This window comes from Clostridium sp. JNZ J1-5, assembly GCF_053901425.1.
Genome location: NZ_CM132773.1, coordinates 2,524,872 through 2,544,759, shown reverse-complemented (window position 1 = coordinate 2,544,759; position 19,888 = coordinate 2,524,872). Strand labels below are relative to the sequence as shown.

General features: G+C 30.5%; 16 protein-coding genes and 1 pseudogene. 4 read left to right on the top strand and 13 right to left on the bottom strand.

Annotation, left to right across the window (positions count from 1 at the left end):
• Positions 1-338: 338 nt before the first annotated feature.
• Positions 339-3,107: a calcium-translocating P-type ATPase, PMCA-type gene (locus ACWW38_RS12255; RefSeq protein ID WP_456257837.1), complete on the top strand. Its 2,769-nt coding sequence runs from the start codon at positions 339-341 to the stop codon at positions 3,105-3,107.
• 46 nt (positions 3,108-3,153) lie between these two features.
• On the opposite strand, the gene ACWW38_RS12250 is transcribed toward ACWW38_RS12255, so the two are convergent.
• Together ACWW38_RS12250 and ACWW38_RS12245 are read right to left on the bottom strand one after the other, a co-directional pair.
• The gene (locus ACWW38_RS12250; protein ID WP_456257836.1) at positions 3,154-4,119 is read right to left on the bottom strand and encodes a polyprenyl synthetase family protein; all 966 of its coding nucleotides are present in this window, start codon (positions 4,117-4,119) and stop codon (positions 3,154-3,156) included.
• A gap of 32 nt (positions 4,120-4,151) precedes the next feature.
• On the bottom strand, positions 4,152-6,011 hold the full coding sequence (locus tag ACWW38_RS12245; RefSeq protein WP_456257835.1) for an FAD-dependent oxidoreductase: 1,860 nt from the start codon (positions 6,009-6,011) through the stop codon (positions 4,152-4,154).
• A 259-nt stretch (positions 6,012-6,270) separates the two neighbouring features.
• Between ACWW38_RS12245 and ACWW38_RS12240 the strand changes: the two genes are divergently transcribed.
• Positions 6,271-7,077, top strand: a complete 807-nt coding sequence (locus ACWW38_RS12240; protein ID WP_456257834.1) for an FMN-binding protein — start codon at positions 6,271-6,273, stop codon at positions 7,075-7,077.
• 91 nt (positions 7,078-7,168) lie between these two features.
• Here ACWW38_RS12240 and ACWW38_RS12235 read toward each other — a convergent pair whose 3' ends face one another.
• From ACWW38_RS12235 to ACWW38_RS12210, 6 genes are all read right to left on the bottom strand, one after another.
• Positions 7,169-8,266, bottom strand: a complete 1,098-nt coding sequence (locus tag ACWW38_RS12235) for an HD-GYP domain-containing protein (protein WP_456257833.1) — start codon at positions 8,264-8,266, stop codon at positions 7,169-7,171.
• A gap of 256 nt (positions 8,267-8,522) precedes the next feature.
• Positions 8,523-9,017: a Ger(x)C family spore germination C-terminal domain-containing protein gene (locus ACWW38_RS12230; protein ID WP_456260460.1), complete on the bottom strand. Its 495-nt coding sequence runs from the start codon at positions 9,015-9,017 to the stop codon at positions 8,523-8,525.
• 67 nt (positions 9,018-9,084) lie between these two features.
• Positions 9,085-9,645, bottom strand: coding sequence for a Ger(x)C family spore germination protein (locus tag ACWW38_RS12225; protein WP_456257832.1), 561 nt, complete (start codon positions 9,643-9,645; stop codon positions 9,085-9,087).
• Positions 9,646-9,669: 24 nt separating this feature from the next.
• Entirely contained in the window at positions 9,670-10,764 is a 1,095-nt protein-coding gene (locus ACWW38_RS12220; RefSeq protein WP_456257831.1) for a GerAB/ArcD/ProY family transporter, read from the bottom strand.
• Complete coding sequence (locus ACWW38_RS12215; protein ID WP_456257830.1) at positions 10,757-12,244, bottom strand: spore germination protein; 1,488 nt, start codon at positions 12,242-12,244, stop codon at positions 10,757-10,759. Before ACWW38_RS12215 ends, ACWW38_RS12220 begins: the two co-directional genes overlap by 8 nt.
• A 134-nt stretch (positions 12,245-12,378) precedes the next feature.
• Entirely contained in the window at positions 12,379-12,738 is a 360-nt protein-coding gene (locus tag ACWW38_RS12210; protein ID WP_456257829.1) for a hypothetical protein, read from the bottom strand.
• Between the two features lie 203 nt (positions 12,739-12,941).
• On the opposite strand from ACWW38_RS12210, the gene ACWW38_RS12205 reads away from it, so the two are divergent.
• Both ACWW38_RS12205 and ACWW38_RS12200 read left to right on the top strand, forming a co-directional pair.
• Entirely contained in the window at positions 12,942-13,226 is a 285-nt protein-coding gene (locus ACWW38_RS12205) for a hypothetical protein (protein ID WP_456257828.1), read from the top strand.
• 153 nt (positions 13,227-13,379) lie between these two features.
• Positions 13,380-13,769: a hypothetical protein gene (locus tag ACWW38_RS12200; RefSeq protein ID WP_456257827.1), complete on the top strand. Its 390-nt coding sequence runs from the start codon at positions 13,380-13,382 to the stop codon at positions 13,767-13,769.
• Between the two features lie 88 nt (positions 13,770-13,857).
• Here the strand turns inward: ACWW38_RS12200 and ACWW38_RS12195 are convergent.
• The 5 genes and pseudogenes from ACWW38_RS12195 to ACWW38_RS12175 form a co-directional block, all read right to left on the bottom strand.
• Positions 13,858-13,992: pseudogene (locus ACWW38_RS12195) on the bottom strand (permease); the annotation flags it as partial.
• 45 nt (positions 13,993-14,037) lie between these two features.
• Entirely contained in the window at positions 14,038-15,030 is a 993-nt protein-coding gene (locus tag ACWW38_RS12190; protein ID WP_456257826.1) for a D-cysteine desulfhydrase family protein, read from the bottom strand.
• Between the two features lie 92 nt (positions 15,031-15,122).
• Positions 15,123-15,788 carry a M15 family metallopeptidase gene (locus tag ACWW38_RS12185; protein ID WP_456257825.1) on the bottom strand — a complete coding sequence of 222 codons (666 nt, stop codon included), beginning with the start codon at positions 15,786-15,788 and terminating at the stop codon, positions 15,123-15,125.
• Between the two features lie 221 nt (positions 15,789-16,009).
• Entirely contained in the window at positions 16,010-17,764 is a 1,755-nt protein-coding gene (locus tag ACWW38_RS12180) for a sensor domain-containing protein (protein WP_456257824.1), read from the bottom strand.
• 38 nt (positions 17,765-17,802) lie between these two features.
• Complete coding sequence (locus tag ACWW38_RS12175) at positions 17,803-19,845, bottom strand: methyl-accepting chemotaxis protein (RefSeq protein WP_456257823.1); 2,043 nt, start codon at positions 19,843-19,845, stop codon at positions 17,803-17,805.
• Between the last annotated feature and the right edge of the window lie 43 nt (positions 19,846-19,888).

Sequence of the window (19,888 nt, the reverse complement as noted above, 5' to 3'; positions counted from 1 at the left end):
AAGAACTTTCATTTGTCTGAGCTATGCGAGTTAATGAAAGTTTAGCTATAATAGTTATACTAAATTTAGAATTATTCTCGATATTATACGAAATCAACAAGCTCTTAAAACATAGCCATTATCTTTTGCGTTTGCTTACCTTTGACTTTATTATAAACACTAATGTGCTTCCTTTCTGTAACTTTTGTTACAATTATAAAAAAATAATGAGATAATTTATGTTTATTTACAAAACTTTAACACATATTTCTCCCTTTTTTATTACAAAATCACATATTATTTACACAATAATCATGATATAATCTAACTTGTACTACTTTTAAAGAAAGGTGATAATTATGAAATACTTTAATGAAAAAGCTTCTAAGGTATTAGAAGAACTGCAAGTAGATTCAAACAAAGGTTTATCTGCACCTGAGGCAAAATCTAGACTTGAAAAGTATGGTGCAAATGAATTTTCAAAGCAAGAAAAAGGCTCTATATGGGATGATATTAAAGATGCTTTAACAGAACCTATGATGATAATCTTATTAGTTGCAGCACTTATTAGTGGTTTAATAGGTGAATTTCAAGATGCTATAGGAATAGTTTGTGCTGTTGCAATTGGTATCGCTATAGGAATTATTACAGAAGGAAAGTCACAAAAAGCTGCAGAAGCATTATCAAAGATGACAGAGAACATAGAAGTAAAAGTTTTAAGAGACGGGAATATAATGCAAATCAGTAAAAATGATTTAGTTCCTGGAGATATAGTATTTATTGAAATGGGTGACATGGTTCCAGCTGACGGAAGACTTATTGAAAGCATTGATCTAAAAGTTAGAGAAGATATGCTAACAGGTGAATCTGAAGACGTTAGTAAAATCGCTGAAACCGTTGTTGAAATGGAAGTTATTGAAGCTAAGGGAAAATCCATAACTCAAGACCCTATACCTGCAAAACAAATAAACATGGTTTTTGGAGGTACTCTTATAGCCTATGGTAGAGGTAAACTTGTAGTTACATCTACTGGTGACTCTTCTGAAATGGGTAGAATAGCTAAAAACCTAGAAGATGGCGATGTTGAAACCCCATTACAAATTAAACTTGGAGATTTAGGATCTAAAATTTCAAAGGTATCTAGTGCTATTGCAGCTATATTATTTATAATAATGCTAACAAAAATGATATTAGCGCATACACTTAATGTTGATACTTCTGGATTTATGCCATTTTTAAATTCTATTGAGCCTGTAAAAACTGCCTTTGTAGTTTGTGTGGCTTTAATAGTAGCAGCAGTTCCAGAGGGACTTCCAACAATGATAAATATGACTCTTGCTATTACAATGCAAAAAATGGCTAAGATAAATGCTCTTGTTACTAAAAAAGAAGCTTGCGAAACTATAGGTTCTGTTAGTGTAATCTGCTCTGACAAAACAGGTACTTTAACACAAAATAGAATGACTGTAGAACGTGTTTATCTAAATGGTAAATTTGTAGAAAGAGATGAATTAAGTAAGAGTAGTAATTATTTTATAGATAATTGCTTAATAAACTCCACTGCTGATATTGAAAAAATTGACGGAGAAGTTAAGTATTTAGGTAGTGCTACAGAATGTGCTCTTCTTTTATATAACGACTCCTATGATTATATAAAGGAGAGGGAATCTAGAACAATACTTCATCAGATTCCATTTACTTCTAAGAGAAAAAGAATGAGTACTATAATAAACGAAGAAGAAACCTGCACAGTTCTAACAAAAGGTGCACCTGAAGTTATTCTTGATTTATGCCACTACGAACATATTGATGGTAGAGATATAAGATTAACTGATACAAGAAGACAAGAAATTTTAGAAGCCATAGAAAGTCTTCAGAAAAAATCTATGCGTGTTCTTGGTTTCTCTTATAGAAATATAAATGAAGAAGTAGCAATGTCTTCAGAAGCTGGCGTTATAGAGGATGAATTAATATTTACAGGCTTTGTAGGTATAAAAGACCCTCTAAGACCAGAAGTAGAAGAAGCCGTTTCTCTAGCTAGGAATGCTGGAGTTGCAACTAAAATGCTTACAGGTGATAATATAAATACAGCAATAGCTATCGGTGAAGAGCTAGGACTTTTAAAAGATGGATTAAGAGCTGTAGAGGCTTCTTATATAGACACTCTTTCTGATGAAGAATTAAAAGAAGAAATTAAAACTATAGCTATAGTTGCTCGTTCAAAGCCTGATACTAAAATGAGAATTGTACAAGCACTTCAATCTAACAATGAAGTTGTTGCAGTTACTGGAGATGGAATAAACGACGCTCCTGCATTAACTAAAGCAGACGTTGGTATTGCAATGGGTATTGCTGGTACAGAAGTTTCTAAGAATGCAGCAGATATTATACTTACTGATGATAGCTTCGGAACAATAGTTAAAGGTATTAAATGGGGTCGTGGAATATATGAAAACTTCCAAAGATTTATTCAATTCCAGATTACAGTTAATATAATTGCTTTCTTAACTGCTATACTATCTGTAATATTCGACTTTGAAATGCCATTTACTACTATACAACTGTTATGGGTAAACATCATAATGGATGGTCCTCCAGCTCTTTCCCTTGGACTTGAACCTGTACGTGATGCCGTATTAAAAAGAAAACCTATTAATAGAAATGCAAGCATAATAACTAAAAACATGCTAATAACAATGATTTCAAATGCAGTTTATATAACAGCAATAATTATGATACAAATGATATTTAACCCTCTTGGCGCTGAAGTACCTGCTAAAGGATTTAAAGGCCCTAGTGAAATGGAAACTGTACTATTTGCTCTATTTGCATTTAATTCTCTATTTAACGCATTTAACTGCAGAGAGTTTGGTACAGACAGCATAATACCTAACTTTAAAAACAATACTATAGCTTTAAAAATAATAGGTATTACAGCTGTAGCTCAAATTGTAATAACTGAATTATTCTCAGGATTCTTTAATGCAGTTTCATTAAGCCCTATTATGTGGGTTAAAGTAATATTAACTTCTGTTTTAGTAATAGTTGTAAACGAAGCGGTAAAATTTGTATTGAGATTGTTTAAAAAAAATGAAAATTTAAATGCTGGTAATAACATGTCAGCATAAATAATTATATATTAAAAAAGTCTGTAGAATTATTCTACAGACTTTTTTAATATTCTCTTTCTAAAAGCTTTTTCGTTACATCTAATAATATATCTTTGCTTTTACACTTTGGAAGCTTTAATATTCTATTTAAGGCTCTATCAGTATATCGTTTTGCTAACTTTTTAGCTTCATCAATGCCTCCAAGATTTTTAGTAATATTAATAATATTTTTTATTTCATCTTCTGCTATTTGATCTTTATTTAGATAGTACTCCAGTTGAGACTTATCTCTTTGTAATGCATATATAATGGGCAGTGTGTACACTCCTTCTTTCAAGTCGCTTCCTAAAGGTTTACCAACTACATTTTCACTACCGGTATAATCTAATATATCATCTATAATTTGAAAAGCCATACCTATTTCATAACCAATTCTCCCTAATTGTTTATATAATTTTTCACTACAGCCGCTTTCCTCTGCACCTACATAGAAACTTAAAGAAAATAATGCTGCTGTTTTAGCTCCAATCCTCTTCAAATATTTTTTAACGCTCACATCCTTAGAATGTCTAGAAGAAAATTGATTAATTTCCCCCATACATATCTTCGAAATAGCTTTAGATAGTAATTTCATATTCTCCATGGAACTCTCGTTTGAAAGTATCATAAAACATCTACAGAATAAGAAATCTCCCATAAATACCGCATATTCTTTACCATATTTAAATTGTATAGTGGCCCTATTTCTCCTGAGCTCTGAATCATCTATAATATCATCATGAATCAATGTGGCCATGTGAAGCATTTCTATTACAGCGGCTAGAGATAATATCTTTTTCTTATCTCCATTTCCAAATCCAGATGAAAGCAGAAGGAAAGCTGGCCTTAGCTGCTTTCCTCTAGAATTTACTAACCCTAAAAGAGCCTCTTCCATTGTTTTTTCACTGCTCTTAATATTCTTTTTTATTATTTCAGTTACCTCATCTAAATCACTTTGAATACTCGAATATTGATTCCAAAATTTATTCATCTAATCACCTTTTTTAGATATAATTAATTTAGTTAAGCTGTGTGTGATACATTGTGGTCCATAAATAGATAAGTTTTTCTTGCCAGTTTAGTTTTATTCCACCATCCCTTTAGCCACGGCATCACATAGTAATCTAATCCAAAGGCTCTTCCTGCTCCACCTAATAGAGCTATTGCTCCGAATATATACCATAATATTTCCACCCCTGCCATAGCAGATATTATGAAGTTAAGACTCAAGAAAATTGAAGCAAGTGATGCCAAGAAAGTAAATAACCCGGCTATTAATGCAAGTCCAATCCCTATCTCCACAATTACTACCATAGATTGAAATAAAAATGCATGTGGTGCAACGAACTTATCCATAAACCAAGTATAAAATTCTGGCGGATTACTTAGTATAGGAGTAGGTAAATTTGATGCTGCCTGTTGTGCTGCTCCAGCTGCTGCTTGAGTTGCACTAGCAACTGCTTCAGCAGCCCCCTCTGCTGCCTGGGATGCACCGGATACACCAGAGGTAGGAACAATAAATATATTCTCAGGCTTTAACCATCCGCCTTTAACCTTATTTACTCCCTCTATAAGCCATAATACTCCTATATAAACTCTTAAAATTGCAATCCAAAAACTATGTGACTTAGCTGACAAATGGCCGCCTAACATAGAACGTTTTTCTTTTACATCAAAGAATTCATGTACAATATAAGACCAAATTGTATTAAAGCCACCAACACTAAACAAATAGTGAATATTTACTAAATGCTTCATAGCCATTGCAATAAATCCAGATAGTGATTTATTCATAAGGCTAGCCACAGCATATCTACTTCCGATGGATACCATAACTCCATGATAATTTGATTTAAAAGCTTCTTTCTCTTTACCTTCAATATCAGCAATTATATTTTTTGCTGCTGTTTCAGCTGTTTGAAGAGCTGTTTCTACTATTTGTGGAATCGCTCTTCCATCCTCTTCAAAATATTCATTATCACCAACTAAATATACATTTTTATAATCAACAGATTGCATAAATTCGTTTACAAGTACTCTTCCTTTTTTACCTATAGAAAGTCCTAGATTTGATGTAAAGCTATTTCCTTGAACACCACAAGTCCAGACTAAAGTATGAGTGCCTATTTCAGTTCCATCTTTCAGCATGATAGAATCTTTATTAACTTTAATAATTGGTGCATTAGTATAGACTTTAATTCCAATTTTCTTTAGATATCTAATAGCTTGGTTTATTAACTTGTCATTAAGTATTGGGAGAATCTTGTCCATAGCTTCAACAACTATTAACTCAACTTCTCTTTCATTAATATCGTATTCTCTGCAGAGCTTCTTTTTGAATTCAGCAAATTCCCCTATAGTTTCTATTCCTGTAAATCCTGCACCAGCAACTACAAAAGTAAGCATTTTTTTTCTTTTATCTATATTTCTCACACCGCTTGCTTTTTTAAACATGTTCACCATATGTTCTCTTAGCCTTATAGCATCTTCTAGGGACCATAGTGTAAATCCATTTTCCTGAACACCATCTATACCAAAAAATGCTGGCTCGCTTCCCGATCCAATTACTAAGTAATCGTAATCATAGCTACTCTCTTCTGAATACAATGTTCTATTTTCAAAGTCAATTTTTGTAATTTTATCTGTTAAATTTTCTACTTTTGTCGCTGAAAAAATCTTTTTCAAACTAATTTGAACACTTTCCGGTTCAACTCTTCCTCCAGCTACTTCATGTAGTTCAGTCATAAGTGTATGATATGGATTTTTATCGATCAAAGTTATCTGAACATTATCATCCTTTTTAAACCTTTTGTTCAGCATTTTTGCTGCTTTTATCCCTCCATACCCTCCTCCAAGTATTACAACTCTACTTTTTTTCGTCATCTTCTTCCCCCCATATTATAGTTATAATAGACACTTTCCCTAATACCATTTTATAAAAAAAATCATCCAATGTCTACCTTTAAAATGTCAATAATTTTTAATTATATTATAAATCTATCAAATATTATGCACTTTTTTTACTAAAATTATATATATTTCATTAACTACAAACGATTTCATTGTCAATTTATTGACAATATTTTTTTTGAATGTTAATATTGAAATATATGTATATTATCCATAGGGGGGATATTTAATAATGAAAAAAGTTATTTGTCTTGTTGCTACTGCAGTTTTAGCTACTTCAATTTTAGCTGGTTGTGGTAACTCATCAAAGCCAACAGATACTAAACCAAAAACTGAAGAAAATTCTAATAAGGCAGCAAAATCTTATACTGATGGTACTTATAAAGCTTCATATGACCACATTGATGGACATGGTTGGAAACCACAAATTGAAATTCAAATAAAAGATAAGAAAATTTCAAAAGTTGTTTTTGACTATGTTAATCCTGAAGGAAAACTTAAGACTCAAGATGAAAACTACAATAAAGCTATGAAAGATAAGAGCAAAACTTCTCCAGCTGAATATTCACCACAACTTGGAGACAACCTAGTAAAAACCCAAGATATTGATAAAGTAGATGTAGTTACTGGAGCAACTCATTCATCTGAGAACTTTAAAGCTCTAGCTAAAGCTGCTTTAGCTAATGCTGAAAAAGGTGTTTCAACTCCAGCTATTTTAGCAATGAACGATACCTATACAGCTAGTGAAAAAGATTTTGACTCTCATGGCTGGAAAGGTCAAGTTTCTATAACTTATAAAGATGGAAAAATTGAAAAAGTTGAATTTGATGAATTAAACAAAGAAGGTAAGAAAAAGAGTGAAGATGAGAAGTACAATAGTGACATGAAGGCAAAATCAAAGATTTCCGCTAAAGAAGCTATGGATAAGCTTGAGGAAGCAGCTATGACAAGTGGAAAGGCAGATACTGTTACTGGAGCAACTGGTACTAGCGCTAAATTCAAGGCATTATATGAAGAAGCTCTTAAAATGAGAAAATAATAATTTGTTTAATTAAATTATATAAAGAAGGCTATAGAAAATTTTTCTATAGCCTTTTTTTATAGCTTATACTTTATTACCTGTTCAAAATTTATTTTATATTGTCTAGGTCTATCACATCACTTATAAATATAGTTAGATTTTTCATAAGATCAATCTCATAATATTCAGCATTGCCTTTACCTTCAATTATTCTTAATATTGGTCTAGTAGGACATGATCTATGGATATCTACTACTATACCTTTTCTTCCATCTTCTAATATTACTCCTGTCCCTATAGGATATATAGCAATATTTTCTATAAATCTGTTATAAACATTATCATCTAATTTGTCAAAGGTTTTTGCTGACATTATCTCTAGTGCTTTATATATTGACATCTTTCTTCTACCAAACTTATCAGAGGTCATTGAATCAAACATATCACATATTGTAACAATCATTGAATAAATAGATATTTCATCGCCTTTTAGTTTTCTTGGATATCCACTCCCATCTAGAAATTCATGGTGTGAATAAATTATTTGCTTTGTTATGTAGGATAAAGATAAGTCATTTTTCACAATGTCATACCCATATTCCGGATGTTTGCCTATTAGCTCTATTTCTTCTTCTGTAAGTTCACTTGTTTTATTTAGTATATCAGGCTCAATTCTAGTCTTTCCTAAATCATGCAGCAGGGCACCCATAGCCACATCTCTTATCTCCTTTTCTTCTATTCCTAGTGATCTTGCAGTGAGTATAGCTAATATTGACACATTTACACTATGTTTATAGGTATACATATCAGTTCCCATAAGTTCAGTCATACTGTATAATACATTTTCATTTTCTTTTAAGTTGTATAGTATATTTTCTATAACATTTTGAACCTCTAAATGAGCTTGAAGTGGTATCCATTCCATCTTCTCCTTACCTTTACTGCGATACATAGCCATATCAAAAATCTTTTTCATTGTACCAATGGTTTCAATTATAATTTTTTCATCAACAATGCTATGAATTTCTATACCTTCTGATATACGATCTTCTATGTAAACATACATAATTTGATGTTTTCGCAATGTACTTACTAACTTTTTATCTAGCTCCATTCCCTTACTTAATAACAGCCTTCCTTCTGAAGAATAAATCGATTTCCCTAAAATATTTCCTTCTTTTATATTGCTAATGCTTACAGCCCTCATGTTAACCCGCCTTTTTTACCATAATACAATTATTTATATTGAATATCTAAATTACTATTCTATATATCGTATAAAATCTCCTTTACTTTCCACATGTTATTTTATTCCTTATATTAAAATATTTATTTGTTTCACTCTATTTTAAATAAATGTTGATCTTAAAATACAGACGTTTATCTAAGTTATATATTTATTACTCTAATAAAAATAACAAGGATTATTTGTAATTATAAAAAAGATAGAATAGGACAAGTACCTAATATCTACCTCTTCCTATTCTATCTATTGTAAGTTTAACATTTACCTTTATATCAGCTTCACATATAGCCTTGTTCCAATCGATTCCTGTTTTTCTTCCATATTTGGCAACTGCTTCTCTCCCAAGTTCAAGACAATCAATCTTTATTTCTTCTTGCATCTTTTTTATAAAGTTGTTGCACATTTTTTCTACTTCTTCCTTAGCATCTTCCTCTAATTCTTCTATTGCTCTAGGATCTTCTAAAGCTTTGCTATAAATTTCATTCTGTATAATGTCTGATTTTATCATTAAATCTATAGTAAAACTATATTTATCTCCTACTTTCTTACACTTTACCTTTCTTTTAGAGTGTGCATATAACTCAGTTGAATTACCAGATTTATCTTGTAGCTCAATTACACCATTAACTTTATTATTTCTTAATATACTCATCCACTTAGAATCATTCATATTTAAAGTAGTTACTATCTTATCCTTATCAAATACAGACAGACCTATAATTTTTAACTGATTTTTATCTATGTCTATATTAGGAAGTACTAATTCTCTTCCTTCAGCATCAATTCTTATATATATCTATTAATTGAAAGTCATTTGAAAAAAAGTTAAAGTTTATGGAGTTTTGAAGCATTCCCTGTATATAATCTGCTGAACTAGGATAACCTTTAACATTAAGATTTAATGCTTCTGTAGCTTTTCCCTTGAAAATTGCAACAAGGGATTTGTCATTTACTAGAGAATTAGTAAATAATATATTAACTATGTCATGTATTCCCTTTTCCCCAAATTCCTGACTTATTATAGCAATCTTCTCTGTTCCAATTATAAATTTTCTAGCTGACTTTCTCTGCCTGTCTTCTCTAGTCCTTCCTATTGTTTCGCCCTCTCCATTTAAAATTACTACACTAACAGGCTGCTTTTCTCCCTGCCCTAAATTATAAATAGCTAAAGGCACATTATATACTTGCCCTTTAGGACTCCATTCTTTAAGCTCATATCCTATTCCAACAGGTATATCTAACTCCTCTATTGGCACATATTTTTCAACATTAGCTAGATATGAATATAAAAATATAATAATTATAACTAAGAAATAAATTCTTTTTATATTTATTTTCATAAATCTTGATTCCTTCTATCACAATTAATTTTCTACATTATTTGTAGCGACTTTTGATTTGGACATATAAATAAATACAGCTAATACAGTTATGTATAATATATTAAATCCTACTCCATATTGCATAAATAGTTGGACTAACTTTCTCCTCGCTATTTCATTTTTGTATATTGTGGTTAAATATATCATTATAGGAGATATAAAAATGCAAATATTTTTAAAATCTTTGTTTGTTATATAACTTAGTCCTAATGAAACTATATAATAGCTATCAGCTGTTGTTATAAATACCGCTATAGACCATAAAAATATGAATATAAATCTAGCATTACTTATAACAGGAAAATCGATGCTCTCTGCAACTAAACTAAAGGGCCATGGACTTTTCAAAATTATATCTGTTCCTAGATAATAAATAGTTATAAATACTACCCAGGTATAAAAACAAGTGCAAATTACTAGGCTTTTTATAGCATCTTTATATATAGCTTTTTTATTTTTAACAAATGGATATATTAAAAGTAAAACTTCCACACCTGAATAGGGATATATAGTGATTTTAATGGCTTTTAAACATGGAACTATTCCATTCTCTAGTACTGGCATTACATTTAGAATGCTAGCATCTTTTATAGCTCCCAGTGAAACTGATGTTATTACTAATAAAATATAAAACGTTAACTTTTGCATTCTAGCTAGATTTTTTATACCTCCATAGACTGCATATATACTAATAGATATAATAATTATAGCAATATTAATATAAGGTACAAATCCTACAGCATAAATTCTTAGTATCCTAGTGAAACCAGCTACTATGGATGAAACAATGGTCACAAATTCAAATAGATAAAGCAAACTAAAAATAGATCCTAGAAACTTTCCAAAATGTCTTTTGCTCAAACCTACTAGATTATCATTGGGGCATTTCTTTATAATATAACTTGAAATAGCAATTATATATAATGGATATACTGTTCCTAGTATTGTAGCTATCCACCCATCTTGACCTACTTTTTTTACAATTTCATAAGGCAATTGAAACAATCCAATTCCCAATATAGTACCAATTATAAAAAATGTAAGCTCACCCCTAGTTAGAAGATTTTTATCATCCATTGTCATTACCTCTAAATTTATTTTTAAAGAAACCTTGTCTTATAATATTTTTATAAGCAATATCTTTTGGCCTTCTTTTCATCTTCCACAAAGGTGCCCTTATAAAGGTATCTTTCATATCTTCTTTATTAAGTGCAAAATATGGCACTCCAAAGCTATCCATATTATATAGATGAGTAATTATTAAAAACCATCCCACACTTATTCCAAATATGCCCAAAAAGTTAGCTAATATAAGCATAGGAAATCTAAGAAATCTTATTGCTAAAGACATATCATAATTCGGTATTAAAAACGTAGATACAACTGTAATACCAACGATAAGCAGTGTTGGTGGGCTCACTATTTTAGCTTGAATTGCAGTATCTCCTATGATAATACCTCCAACTATACTAATGGTTTGAGCAATTTTAGAAGGTAATCTTAATCCACCTTCTCTAAGCAATTCTACTATTATCTCCATAGACAATATTTCGAAAAAAGGTGGCAATGCAATATTAACTCTAGATTGTGTTATTGGAACTATAAATTTTAATGGTATTAATTCCACATTAAATTTTATAAGAGTTAGATATATAGAAGGAAAAGTTATAATAAGTATTAGTGCTATATATCTCAATATTCTGGTTAAATTAGCTACTAATGTTTTTTGATAATAGTCTTCAGGACCCTGAAAAAATTCTATAAATACAGCTGGAGCAGTGAGACAATTAGGCGTCCCATCTTGTAAAATTGCTATTTTGCCTTCCATAAGGTTGGCTTCCACAACATCTGGTCTTTCTGTAGTAAAAAGTTCTGGAAATACACTATAAGTATTTTTTTCTATGTACTGTTCCAATATTCCGTTGGAGGTGGTAAAATCCACATCTACTGCTTGGATTCTCTGTCTAATACTATTTAAAGCATCTTCATTAACTATATCCTTAATATATATCAGTGCAACATTAGTTCCAGATCTTCTTCCAACAACCATTTTTTCTACTGTGAAGCTAGTGTCCTTTATTCTTCTGCCCATTATACTTACATTAGTATCAAGATTTTCAACAAAACTTTCTCTAGTTCCCTTTACAGAATATTCGTTTAAGGGATCTGAAATACTTCTGTAATTGCCACCAATAGTATTAATCAATATACAGGTATTTATATCATCAACTATGATAGCAGTATATCCAGACTTTACACTGCCAACAACTTCATCAATATTTTCTGATACTTTACTATTACTGCTGGTTATATATTTTTTGCAAAGATACTCTGGCAAATCTTCTGTTAAAACTAATTCTGAATTTATCTGTAACATTAATGGTTTTAAAATTGATTCATCTATCATTGATTCCTTAGCTTGACCTTTAACATAGATTATCCAAGCTTCTACATTCTCCCCTTTGCCTAGGATAATATTTTTTACTATAACTTCACTTTCTCTTCCTACTTTTTTAATAATTTCTTCTACTTTCGGATTTTTATATGTATTTTTCATAATTATATCACCTACTGCTAGTTTTCCTTATTAAATAGCAATTATTCCTTATTAAATGCAAATTATTTAAAAGAGCTTGAAAACTTAATGTTTTCAAGCTCTTTTATTATTAAAATTATTATCTATATGATTAATTATTGAAACTGCCCTTTATTCATCTCAGATTTCTTATTTTGTTGTTTTGTCTTTTCTAATACATTGTTGTCAAAGCTTGCAGATGTTGCGCTGTTTGTCATATTTGTCATGCCTGCTGTTGTGTTTGTCATATTAAAATTCATATTACTAGTTCCAGCTTTTGATGCTGATTGGGCATTCTGTTGCTTTACTTTTTGTAATGTAGCACTGTCAGAGCTTATAGGTGTTGCATTATTAGTCATATTCCCCATTCCTGCTGTTGTGTTTGTCATATTAAAATTCATATTGGCAGTTCCAGCTTTCGATACTGATTTTGCATTTAATTGTTTTGCTTGTTCTAAATCATATTTATTGTTCATGATTTTATCCCCTTTCATAGCCTAATTTTTATATGAACTATGCTTTTTTATTTGTTTACGCTCACAATAATAGCTTTTCCATTTCTCTTATGACTATTCCTATAAAATGTTGTTAAGCATTACTTTATGATACATATAAGGTTAAATTAAAAGAGTATCATTTCTATTTTTAATGTCAATACTTTAAAAAGGAGGGATTTAAAATGGATAATCTTGATTTAAATATATTTTCCGCCGAAGAAATTAGTATTGATATATTTAAACTAAATTTAATGGAATCAATTAGATGTAATGCAGAAAAGCCCTTGGAAGAACTAATTGAAAACAAAGTTATAACAATTGATACATTGTATTTAGAATCAGCTACAAACCAACTTAAAATTATTTTAAAAAGCAATTATATAAGTGATATGAATTTACTTCAAGAATTTGCAGATAAAATAAACAATATATTATATAAGTCTTTTTCTCAATATTCATATAAATAATGTAACTATCAATTATTTCATATAAGTTATGAATATGTATCCATTAATTTCTCAATTAAATATAAAAATTTGTTCAACAAAATCATTCTATTACATATATTGTAAATGTAATAAAAATTATTAATAGAGGTGTAATTAATGGAGAAATATTCAATGGATTGTAAAGATTCAATGCATGACATGCATGATATGGAAAATATGTATCCTATGGGTGGCATGCAATATATGCCTCACATGAGCGGACAAGGAATGATGCCTATGTATGGAAATATGTATCAGATGCCTTCCATGATGGGAATGCACCCTATGGGTACTTATAGTAATATGTGCCCTATGACTGGATATATGTGTCCTATGGCACACATGCATAGCTGTCATATGTATCACATGTACCATATGTATCAGACTCCTAGTATGTACCAGCAGACTCCTGGTATGTACCAAATGCCTTTTATGGGTGGACATGAAATGTCTCCTATGATGGGAATGGGTGGTATGAGACCTTTCGAAGAAGATTTTGACGATGATAATCTTGAATACTAATTGAGAACTGTATAATAGAATTTAATAATAGTTTATTTAGAACATGTACCTATTTTGAAAGGGTATCCTAAAATGATTGGATACCCTTCATAATTATAGATGGAAGAGACAATGCAGCAACAGCCATCATGAAAGATAAAACTGTTCCAATTCCTACCCCTTTACCAAACAATGTTTCTGTTATTGGTAAAGTACTAAATATATCAGCATACATAAGAATACCTCCATGAACTTAAAATCATAGAGGTATCTCAAAAATTTAATATTTTTAATCAAGATCAAACATTTGAGATTTCGGAAAGATTCCAAAAATTCCTCCTGTATGAATAAATAAAATTTTTTCTCCTCTTTTAAAAGTACCCTTTTTTATCTGATCTACAAGTCCAAACATAGCTTTTCCTGTATAAACTGGATCAAATACAACTCCCTCTAATCTAGCAATATCCCTAATGAATTTTAACTCTTCTGGCGTACTCTTTGCATATCCAAGCCCCACATATCCATCTATAATATGGATATCCTTTTCATCTATATTAATTTCTTTATCTGTATAGGCTGAGCTCTCTTTAGATATCTTTAATACTTGCTTTATAAAATAATCTTTATCATCGGATATATTGAATCCTACAATTTTTGTCTTTGGTAAAAATAATTCTTGTCCTATTTTTAATCCTGTGTATGTTCCTCCTGATCCCACTGCTGTCACTATATAATCAAAATTTATATTACTTTCTCTGCACTGCTTACTTATTTCCTCACAGCTTTTTATATACCCAAAGTTACCTATTCCAAAAGAGGCACCTGTAGGAATTACATATGCTTTTCTACCTTCCTTATCTAACTCTTCTTTTAACTCTTTTAATATATAGTCTAATTCTTTTTCATACTCTTCACTAGGAATATAATGAATTTGAGCTCCTGCTAATTTATCCAAAAATAAATTGGCTTCTATTTTTGGATCTTCTGTTTTCTTTAATACAAGGTGGCATTGAAGTCCATACTTTGAAGCTATAAAAGCAGTAGCTCTACAATGATTTGATTGGAGCCCTCCACATGTAATTAATGTATCATATCCATTATCTAATGCATGTGCAAGTGCAAATTCAAGTTTTCTAATTTTGTTTCCCCCAACAACCCCTCCAGTTAAATCATCTCTTTTTAAATAAATTTCTGGCCCATTAAGAGCTTCACTTAATCTATCTAATTTTTGTATAGGTGTTGGTAAAAATCCTAATTCTTCTCTTCTTGGATATTTAAACATTTCATCTCCTCCAGTTTAATGATTTATAGTATCATATTGGCAACATTATACTAACTTCATTTTATTCTATAACAATAATATATACAACGTTATTAATTTTCTAAGTATTCTTCAAGGACTAAATTTCTATTTTTAATCTCATTAGCAGCTTCTTTACCAACATATCTAATATGCCAAGGTTCATAATTGTATCCTGTTATACGCTCTTTTTCTTTAGGGTATCTTATTATAAATCCGAATTTATCTGCATTGCTCTTAAGCCACTTCCCCTCTTTACTCTTTCCAAAATTTCCTCCACCAGTTTTATTTGTTATATCCATGGCAAGCCCTGTTTGATGCTCACTATGGCCTGGTGATGCTACATATTTATCTGCCTCTTCTCTTCCCACTCTCTCAATTCTCTGATTATATGTCTCAACTTGAGATCTGTAAGAACGATACCCTGAAAGCCCATATATAAAAATTTCATCTTTTTTTGCTTCTTTAAACATATCTTCCAAGGCTTTTGCTGCATCTTTTCTCATTTTCTTTTCTTCATTAGTCATATGGCTAGAAAATTTAATATTAGGTACTATCAAATCATTAGGTATATAATCTTTAGGCAGATAATATCTTCTGTTCACTAACACTAATATATCATTATAACTCTTAACGCACTCTTTTAAGTCACTATCTTTATTTGGATTAAATAATATAAAAGATGTTATTATTACAATAGCTATAAAAATAAATAATAGCTTTTTAACTAACCTTCTCAAAACACTTCCTCCTCATATCCATATAAATATGTTAATTACATATCTTGAAATTTTAGTATTAAATTTATTATATAACCTCAATCTTACTAATCATTAAATAAATTCTTACATATTTATTAAGAACCAGAGTTGGGTATTTTTATCTAAATTTTAAATATTAACTCTTTAAAAATTATCACTTATTAAGATGGATTTAATAAAAAAGTTAGGAATATAACTTCCTAACTCTTTAAAAACAATTTTTCGAATTCGTCACTTGGTATTGGCCTGCTAAAATAATATCCTTGCACATAGTCACATTTATGTCTTTTCAGAAAATTAATATCCTCTTCTGTTTCAACGCCCTCTGCAGTTACCTTTAATTCAAGAGCGTGTGCCATCTTTATTATGAATGCAGCTATTTCCTTGTTATGTTCACTAAGTGCAAGATTCCTTATAAATGATTGATCAATTTTCAGTATATCAATTGAAATTTGGTTGAGATAACTTAATGCTGAATATCCTGTGCCAAAGTCATCCATAGCTATATTTACTCCTAGCTCTTTTAGATTATTTAGCATATCATTGGTTTTATCAATATTCTTTATTGCTATGCTTTCAGTTATTTCTAACTCTAAATATTTTGCTTCTAGGTTAGTCTCTTTCAATATTTCAACTAATTTCTCATACAAATCCTTTTGTTGTAATTGTCTTGCTGATATGTTTACCGCCATCTTAATTGGCTTATATCCAGCATCCTGCCAAGCCTTGTTTTGTGCACAAGCCCTGCGGAGTACCCATTCCCCTATAGGCACAATAAGTCCTGTTTCTTCAGCTATTGATATAAATTTTGCTGGTGGTATTAACCCTAGCTCTGGATGATCCCACCTTATTAAAGCTTCAACTCCTGTAACTTTACCTTCTTGTATATCTATCTTAGGCTGGTAATATACAACTAATTCCTCTCTTTCAATAGCATTTCTTAGGTTGTTTGCGAAATAAAAATTATCATATATTACATTCTTCATACTCTGAGTAAATACTCTATAGTTATCTCTACCAGAATCTTTAGCTTTATACATAGCTATTTCAGCATTTTTCATTAACGTCCTTACATCTGTTCCATCAAAAGGATATACACTTATTCCTAAACTTACAGTAGTATATAGCTCGTATCCATCAATAATTATGGGCTGTCTAAACTCGCTTACTATCTTCTCAGCAATAGCTTTTATCTTTCCTTTATCGGTAACCTTAGGTAATATAACTAAAAATTCATCTCCACCTGCTCGAGCAATAAAATCACTTTTATCTAAAATAAACTTTAATCTTTCTGTAATATTCTCTAGAAGCTTATCCCCTATGAAATGTCCTAAAGTATCATTAATACACTTAAATCTATCAAAATCTAAAAACAAAATTCCTACCATATCATTATTTAAAGATGCATTAATTAACGAGTTATTCAAATAGTCATTACATAAAGTACGATTTGGCAATCCTGTAAGCATATCATGATATGCCATACGAATAATTTTTTCATCAGCAAGTTTTTTTTCTGTAATGTCCTGTACCATTGAATAAATTAAATCTTCTCCCTTATACTTTATACTTCCCCAATATACTTCAACATCTCTTATTTCTCCGCTGGCTAATTTGTGTTTGAAATTAAAAACTTTATTTTTTTTAGAATTATCAGTACTAATCTCATTAAACATTTCTGGTGTAATAGAGAGATTAATATCATTTATATTCATGGATAATAGACTCTCTTTAGAATAACCATAGTAATTACATGCTGCAGAATTTGCGTCTACTATATTTCCGGTTTGGGGACAAATTAAAAATATAGAAAAATAATTTTTTTGGAATAGGCTACGGTATATATCTTCTTTCTCTATAAAAATTTTATGTCTAAATAAATATGCATGTACTAAAACTAAGGCTACCGCAATAAGGCCTATTATCCAATCAGGTGAAAATCCTAAAGCCCACATATTTTATCCTTTCTATTTACACTTAATAATTCTCCTCATTATTCTAGACGAAATTGATTTACTATATCTTGAAGTTCACTAGCAAGCTTACTTAAATCATTAGTATGAGAAGATACCTCTTCCATGGCAGCTAATTGCTCCTCTGTAGATGCTGAAACTTCTTGAGTTGCTGCTGAAGTTTCTTCTGTTGCAGCAGTTATATTCCCTATAACATTTACAATCTCATCCTTTTTCACTGCCATTTCATCACTATATTTTTTTAGTTCTTGTGTCATATCTATTAATGATTTTATAGAATTCGATATATAACTAAATATACTCTCAGTTTCCTCCACTGCTTTATCCTGTTCTATTATGATAGCTTTAGCACTATCCATAGATTCTACAGCTGATTTTGATTGAATTTGCACTCCTGATATTAATTCTTTTATTTGAGTAGCTGCCTTTGAAGATTCCTCTGATAGCTTTCTTACTTCCTCGGCAACCACCGCAAAACCTCTTCCATGTTCACCTGCTCTTGCCGCCTCTATGGATGCATTTAATGATAAAAGATTTGTCTGTTGTGCTATTTGTTCTATTGTAGAAGTTATTATACCTATCTCTTCTGAGCTTTTATCTACTTTTTCTATGATCTCACCAACTCTATATGCAGCAATACCGCTTTCTTTTGATTTTTCAGTTAGTACTTTTACTGCCTTTAATCCATTATCACTGAGTTTATTTGTTTCATCAGATATATCTTTCATGTTATTTGTAGATTTTGATACAATCTCAATTTTATCGGCTAATTCATTTACTACTTCAGAACCATATTGAGTGTCTCTAGCCTCTTCATCCATGCCTTTAGCTACCTCTTCCATTGTTCTAGATATTTCAGAAGAAACCATAGCTGTTTTTTCAGTAATATCTGATAAGGATTTTGAGGATTCAAAAACAGTACTAGTAGAATTTTTGACCTTTTTAATTAAAGCTGCTATATTGTCAACCATACCATTGTAACTATTACCTATTTCCCCAAATTCATCTTTTGAATTTATCTTAACCTTAGCAGTTAAGTCTCCCTCTGAAGCCTTCCCAAATGCTTCTTTTAATTTATTTAATGGCCCTGATATACTTCTTTCAAGTAAAATGGCTATAAATATTCCCACTAGAGCGCATATAGCTATAATTAATAGGGTAAACTTCATTATTACATTTGTATCACTTACCAGTTCGGTATCCTCCATGATAGCCATAAGCTTCCATCCGGTTCTATTGTTTGTATGAAAAGTTAGAAACTTCTGTTTACCTCCATATGTATACTTTTCAAATCCACTTTCTTTAGATTTTACACTTGTCCAAAACTGCTCCTTAGTAATAGTATCTTTGCCTAAAAGGTTAGTATCCCTATGAGCAATCATAGTTCCATTTTTATCTGTTAAAACTACATAACCTGCTTTTCCAATAACGCTATTAATTATGTTATCTGTCATTTCTTTAAGTTCAATATCAATAGCCATAACCCCTACAACTTTTCCATCTACAACTACAGCTTTTGATTCAGTTACTATAGTCTTTTTAGTGTTTTCATCTATATATGTATTACTCCATACAACCTTTCCCTTTTGGCTTACAGCATCTTTATACCAAGCTTTTTCTGTTGGATTATAGTCTTTAGGTAAGTTTGGTACTGGATAAGCATACATTTTACCACTTGATGAAGCAAAGTAAGCAACTAATAGATTTTCATTTGAATTCTTTATATTTTTTAAAAGTTCTATACTCATATCAAGTTCATTTTTACCTACTGATACGTTTCCTTGTGCAGCTTCAATTTTCCCAAAACTAGCTGATGAAGCTAAAAATTCTAGTTGATTTTCTAATCCTCCTAAAAATTTAGTTATAGATCTATCAACTTCTTGAAGTGTTTGTCCAGAAGTTACTATAAGTTTATTCTGTAAAATAGTATAAGATTTTTTATAACAAACATATCCAAGAATAATTAACGGCAGCACAATAGATATTATAGAAACCGCTATTAATCTGTTTCTAACACTCCCGGTGAATGACTTAAAATTCTTTTTTCCCTTATTATTCTTCATCTGTTTCACTCCCTATAATTTTTTAATAAATAAAAAAATGCCA

Bases quoted from the DNA above. Each gene is read 5' to 3' on its own strand.
- ACWW38_RS12255 (WP_456257837.1), top strand. From the start codon at position 339: ATGAAATACTTTAATGAAAAAGCTTCTAAGGTATTAGAAGAACTGCAA.
- ACWW38_RS12250 (WP_456257836.1), bottom strand. From the start codon at position 4,119: ATGAATAAATTTTGGAATCAATATTCGAGTATTCAAAGTGATTTAGAT.
- ACWW38_RS12245 (WP_456257835.1), bottom strand. From the start codon at position 6,011: ATGACGAAAAAAAGTAGAGTTGTAATACTTGGAGGAGGGTATGGAGGG.
- ACWW38_RS12240 (WP_456257834.1), top strand. From the start codon at position 6,271: ATGAAAAAAGTTATTTGTCTTGTTGCTACTGCAGTTTTAGCTACTTCA.
- ACWW38_RS12235 (WP_456257833.1), bottom strand. From the start codon at position 8,266: ATGAGGGCTGTAAGCATTAGCAATATAAAAGAAGGAAATATTTTAGGG.
- ACWW38_RS12225 (WP_456257832.1), bottom strand. From the start codon at position 9,645: ATGAAAATAAATATAAAAAGAATTTATTTCTTAGTTATAATTATTATA.
- ACWW38_RS12220 (WP_456257831.1), bottom strand. From the start codon at position 10,764: ATGGATGATAAAAATCTTCTAACTAGGGGTGAGCTTACATTTTTTATA.
- ACWW38_RS12215 (WP_456257830.1), bottom strand. From the start codon at position 12,244: ATGAAAAATACATATAAAAATCCGAAAGTAGAAGAAATTATTAAAAAA.
- ACWW38_RS12210 (WP_456257829.1), bottom strand. From the start codon at position 12,738: ATGAACAATAAATATGATTTAGAACAAGCAAAACAATTAAATGCAAAA.
- ACWW38_RS12205 (WP_456257828.1), top strand. From the start codon at position 12,942: ATGGATAATCTTGATTTAAATATATTTTCCGCCGAAGAAATTAGTATT.
- ACWW38_RS12200 (WP_456257827.1), top strand. From the start codon at position 13,380: ATGGATTGTAAAGATTCAATGCATGACATGCATGATATGGAAAATATG.
- ACWW38_RS12190 (WP_456257826.1), bottom strand. From the start codon at position 15,030: ATGTTTAAATATCCAAGAAGAGAAGAATTAGGATTTTTACCAACACCT.
- ACWW38_RS12180 (WP_456257824.1), bottom strand. From the start codon at position 17,764: ATGTGGGCTTTAGGATTTTCACCTGATTGGATAATAGGCCTTATTGCG.
- ACWW38_RS12175 (WP_456257823.1), bottom strand. From the start codon at position 19,845: ATGAAGAATAATAAGGGAAAAAAGAATTTTAAGTCATTCACCGGGAGT.